The sequence below is a fragment of the Brevundimonas sp. EAKA genome, from assembly GCF_000698025.1.
In the GTDB taxonomy this organism is placed as follows: Bacteria; Pseudomonadota; Alphaproteobacteria; order Caulobacterales; family Caulobacteraceae; genus Brevundimonas; species Brevundimonas mediterranea_A.
The window spans coordinates 1-4,904 of the sequence record NZ_JMQR01000180.1 but is presented as its reverse complement, the minus strand read 5'-3'; the positions used below and the strand labels follow the sequence as shown (position 1 = coordinate 4,904).

Annotated in this window: 2 protein-coding genes, 1 tRNA gene and 1 pseudogene; 2 read left to right on the top strand and 2 right to left on the bottom strand. The window is 68.1% G+C overall.

The genetic code is table 11. The features are described from left to right. A partial coding sequence (locus ER13_RS16170) for an efflux RND transporter periplasmic adaptor subunit (RefSeq protein WP_035310926.1) occupies positions 1-833 on the top strand: 833 nt, incomplete at its 5' end. A 2-nt stretch (positions 834-835) separates the two neighbouring features. After that, positions 836-4,063, top strand: coding sequence for an efflux RND transporter permease subunit (locus ER13_RS16165; RefSeq protein WP_008263480.1), 3,228 nt, complete (start codon positions 836-838; stop codon positions 4,061-4,063). Positions 4,064-4,276: 213 nt separating this feature from the next. Here ER13_RS16165 and ER13_RS16160 read toward each other — a convergent pair. Together ER13_RS16160 and ER13_RS19095 are read right to left on the bottom strand one after the other, a co-directional pair. After that, a tRNA-Arg gene (locus ER13_RS16160) sits at positions 4,277-4,353 on the bottom strand. Positions 4,354-4,610: 257 nt separating this feature from the next. Continuing rightward, positions 4,611-4,904 (bottom strand): annotated as a pseudogene (locus ER13_RS19095) (hypothetical protein); the annotation flags it as partial.

Sequence of the window (4,904 nt, the reverse complement as noted above, 5' to 3'; positions counted from 1 at the left end):
CCCCCGGTCAGTCGGTTCGCGCCGGTCAGGCCCTGGCCGTTTTGGTCAGCGGCAACGCCGCCAGCCTTCGCGCCGATGCCGACGCTGCCCAGGCCAATGCCGTCGCGGCCCAACAGGCCCATGCGCGCGAGGAGAGCCTCGCCGACCAGGGCGTGGTCGCTCGTCGCGACGCCGAGGTCGCTCATGCCCAGGCCCTGGGCGCCGAAGCGGCGGCGCGCGCGGCGCGCGCGCGCGCCTCGGCGGCGGGCGCGCCCAATGCTTCCGGCCGCGTCAACGTCTCCAGCCCGATCGCCGGGGTCGTCACCAGCGTGCTGGTCGGACCGGGAGGCTTCGCGGCCCAGGGCGGCGTCATCGCCGAGGTGACCAACCCGGCGTGGGTCGAGATCGTGTTCAACGCACCTCCCGCCCTCGCAGTCCAGGTCCGGTCAGGCTCGACGATGCGGGTCCAGGGACCGGCCGGTGAGTTCGAAGCCCAGGTCACCGGCGTCGCCGCCGGCGCGGGGGCCGAGGGCGGAGCGGCAGTCATCCGCGCCCATCCAACCGGATCACGCCTTCCTCCGGCGGGCTCGGCGGTCACGGGCGCCGTCGTCACAGGCGAAGCCGTCAGCGGCATGACCGTTCCGTCCGAGGCGGTGCAGACTGTCGAAGGCGCCAATGTCGTGTTCGTCCGCACGGCCACGGGCTTCCGCGCCGCGCCGGTCCTCGTCGGTCGTCAGGCCGCCGGACGAACGGAAATCCTGAGCGGCTTGACCGCGAGCGATCGGGTCGCCGGATCGAACGCCTTCCTGCTCAAGGCCGAACTCGCCAAGGGCGAAGCCGAGCACGGTCACTGATCATGTTCAAAGCCCTGATTGAAACCTCCGTCCGCTTCCGCTGGTTCGTGGTCCTGGTCACGGCGCTCGTCGCCGCCCTGGGTCTGTTCGAACTGACGAGGCTTCCGATCGACGCCGTGCCGGACATCACCAACCGGCAGGTCCAGATCACCACCGTGGCCCCGGCGCTTGCGCCCGAACAAATCGAAAGGCAGGTCACCTATCCTCTTGAGACGGCGATGGCGGGCATTCCCGGTCTGACCTCGACCCGATCCTTGAGCCGCAACGGGTTCAGCCAGATCACCGTCATCTTCACCGACCAGACCGACATCTACTTCGCCCGCCAGCAGGTAGCCGAGCGGATGGCCCAGGCGCGCGAAAGCCTGCCCGAAGGCGTCGAGCCCAACCTGTCGCCGATCACGACGGGCCTCGGCGAAGTCCTGATGTGGACGATCGACTACAAGCCGTTCACCACGGCCAACCTCGCCAAACCGGGTCAGCCGGGATGGCAGACCGGCGGCGCCTATCTGACCCCTGAAGGCGATCTGCTGACCACGCCCCAGACGCGCGCCACCTACCTGCGCACCGTTCAGGACTGGATCGTCGCGCCGCAGATGCGGACGGCGCCGGGTCTGGCCGGCGTCGACACGATCGGCGGCTATGTGAAGGAATACGCCGTCCGGCCTGACGTCTCCCGGCTTTCGGCCTATGGCTTGAGCCTCGGTGACCTTATCCAGGCGCTGGACAGAGCCAACACCCAGGCCGGCGCCGGCTATGTCCAGCGGGCCGGTGAAGCCTTAACCGTGCGTACCGACGCCCTGGCCTCGACCATCGAGGACCTGGCCCAGGCGCCGGTGGTCAATCGCGGCGGTCTGGTCGTCCGGGTCGCGGACGTGGCGACCGTCGAGATCGGCCAGTCGCCGCGTCTCGGCGGCGCGAGCCGAGACGGGCACGAAGCCGTGCTCGGCACCGCCCTGATGATCGCCGGCGGCAACAGCCGCACGGTCGCTCAGGCGGCGGGTGAGCGTCTGGACGAAATCCGCTCGACCCTGCCGGCGGGCATCGAGGCGGTGACGGTTTTGGACCGCAGCGCCCTGGTCAACTCGACGATCCAGACGGTGGCCCGCAACCTCATCGAGGGAGCCCTCCTGGTTATCGTCGTGCTGTTCCTGTTGCTCGGGAACATCCGCGCCGCCTCCATCACCGCCCTGATGATCCCGCTAAGTTTCCTGTTTGCCGTTATCGGCATGAATCGGTTCGGCATCAGCGGAAACCTGATGAGCCTCGGCGCCCTCGACTTCGGCCTGATGGTCGACGGCGGGGTCGTGGTGATCGAGAACACCCTGCTGCTGCTGACCCAGCGGCGGGCGTCGCTCGGTCGGATGTTGACCCGCCGTGAACGTCTCAACGTCGCGGTCCAGTCGGCGCGCCAAATGGTCAAGCCGGCGGCCTTCGGCCAGCTGATCATCCTGCTCGTCTTCACTCCGCTGCTGATGCTCGAAGGAGTCGAGGGCAAGACCTTCGTGCCCATGGGGGCGACGGTCATGCTGGCCCTGGTCGGCGCGTTCATCTTCTCCTTCACCTTCGTGCCGGCGATGACGGCGCTCCTCGTCCGTGATCCGAAGTCTGCCCATGTGGACGAGAAGGGTCACGCCGAGGCGCATGAAACCTTCATCCTGAGGTTCGCAAGGCGCTGGATCGAACCGGCCATCCGCGCGGCGGTCGGCAATGCCCGTATCGTCATCGTCTCGGTCGTGGCGGCTCTGGTCGTCGGTGGCGTCGCCTTCACCACCCTGGGACGGGAGTTCATCCCAACCCTGGATGAGGGCGACATCGCCATGCAGGCGCTGAGGGTTCCCTCGGCTTCACTGGAGCAGTCCCTGATCATGCAGATGAACCTGGAACGGGCGATCTCGGCCCAGCCCGAGGTGGAGACCATGTTCTCGCGGACCGGGACGGCGGAGGCGGCGGTCGATCCCATGCCACCCAGTATCTCCGACAGCGTCATCGTGCTGAAGGACCGCAAGGACTGGCCCGATCCAAAGCTGGAGAAGGAAGTCCTGCTCGAACGGCTGGAAGAGGTCGCCGGCCAGCAGATCGGCAATAATTTCGAGTTCAGCCAGCCGATCGAACTGCGTTTCAACGAACTGATCTCGGGAGTCCGCACCGACCTGGCCGTGCTGGTCTACGGCGACGACTTCGACACCCTTCAAAGGGTGGCGGATCAGGTGGCGACCGCCCTTCGCGAGACAACGGGTTCGGCCGACGTTCGGGTCGAACAGGCGTCGGGCCTACCGACCTTGACCATCAGCGTCGACCGGTTCGCGGCGGCCAACTACGGCCTGTCCGCCGCCGACATTTCGGAGACGGTCTCGGCCGCCGTCGGGGGGGCGAAAGCAGGCCGCATCTTTGAGGGCGACCGTCGGTTCGACGTCGTCGTGCGACTGCCTGACGCGGCGCGCAACGATCCGGCGAGCCTGGCGGCCCTGCCGATCGTGTCATCGAACGGAACCGTCGTGCCCCTGTCTTCCGTGGCGCGGATCGAAACCGCCGAAGGTCCCAACCAGATCAGCCGCAACGACGGCTCCCGGCGGATGGTGGTTCAGGCCAACGTCCGGGGCCGCGATCTGGGCGGGTTCGTCACCGATGCGCAGAACAAGGTCGGGGAGATCGCCCTGCCGCCGGGTGTCCGCCTCGACTGGGGCGGCCAGTTCGAAAACCTGAAGCGGGCCGAGCAGCGCCTGGGTTTGGTCATCCCGATCGTCTTCGTCCTGATCGGGGTGCTGCTGTTCATGGCCCTGGGCTCGTTCGTGGAGGCCGGCCTAGTCTTCGTCTGCGTGCCTTTGGCCCTGATCGGCGGGGTGCTGGCCCTGCTGTTGCGCGGCATGCCCTTCTCGGTCTCGGCGGCGGTGGGCTTCATCGCCGTGTCCGGGGTCGCGACGCTGAACGGGCTGGTGCTGATGCAGGCCATCCGGGAGCGGCTCCAGAGCGGGCTGGACCCTCGTGAGGCGGCGAGGGAGGGGGCGTTCAGCCGCCTTCGTGCGGTGCTGACCACGGCGCTCGTCGCCATCGTCGGCTTCATCCCCATGGCCCTGGCCCATGGCGCGGGGGCGGAGGTGCAGAAACCCCTGGCCACCGTCGTCATCGGCGGCTTGCTGACGGCGACCGTCCTGACGCTTCTGGTGCTGCCAACCTTCGCGGCCAGGGCCGTCAGCTATCGATCGGCCGAAGGCATTGACCATCAAGCCTAGCCTTTGAGTCCGATCCGCCGCCAGGCGGGTCGGACTTATCAACGAGGTTCGCATATCCAAGCCTAAGAGCACCTGAGTGAGCCCCAGACTGAACTGGATTGGAATTGAGCAATTAAATCAGTGGCTTATTGAAAGATGCGATGGCCAGTTACAGTCACACGCGACAGCCGACCAAGTCGCTAGCCCAACAGCATACTGGATAAGAAGAAGAAATGGCGCACCCGGAGCGATTCGAACGCCCGACCCCCAGATTCGTAGTCTGGTGCTCTATCCAGCTGAGCTACGGGTGCGGCTGCCTTGCGGCGAGGGCGGGTCTTTAGCCGTAGAAACCGGCGGGCGCAAGCGGCGGAATGCAGTTTCTGCGTGGTCGGCGGTTGGCGCGGACGCCGGGACGGCCTAGGTCGGGAGGCGACGTCCTCCCTCGTCCGGATTTTCTCATGCATTTCATCCGCCGTCGTCTCGCCGTCCTGCTCATTCCCATTGTCATCGCCGGCTGCCAGACGGCGGGCGGGGGCGCCCCGACAGCGGCCGAGACACCGGTTCAGGGTCAGGCGACGGCGCCGGAGTCCGGGACGCCTGCGCGCGGCCCCTTCGTGGCGGCGGCCAATCCGCTGGCGGTCGAGGCGGGGGTGAAAGGGGCGCGGGGGGGGGGGGGGGGGGGGGGGGGGTGGGAAGGGCGGGGGGGTTGGGGGGGCGAAGGGACGGGGGCTGGGTCCGGGGGGGGGGGGGGGGCGCGAACCCGCCGCCCCTGTTCGTAGGCCCCGCCCAGCAGCGAATAGGCCCGCCAGTCGCGCGGCGCCAGGTCGCGCGCCTTCTCCAGCGGAGCGACGCCGTAGAAGGC

Bases quoted from the DNA above. Each gene is read 5' to 3' on its own strand.
- ER13_RS16165 (WP_008263480.1), top strand. From the start codon at position 836: ATGTTCAAAGCCCTGATTGAAACCTCCGTCCGCTTCCGCTGGTTCGTG.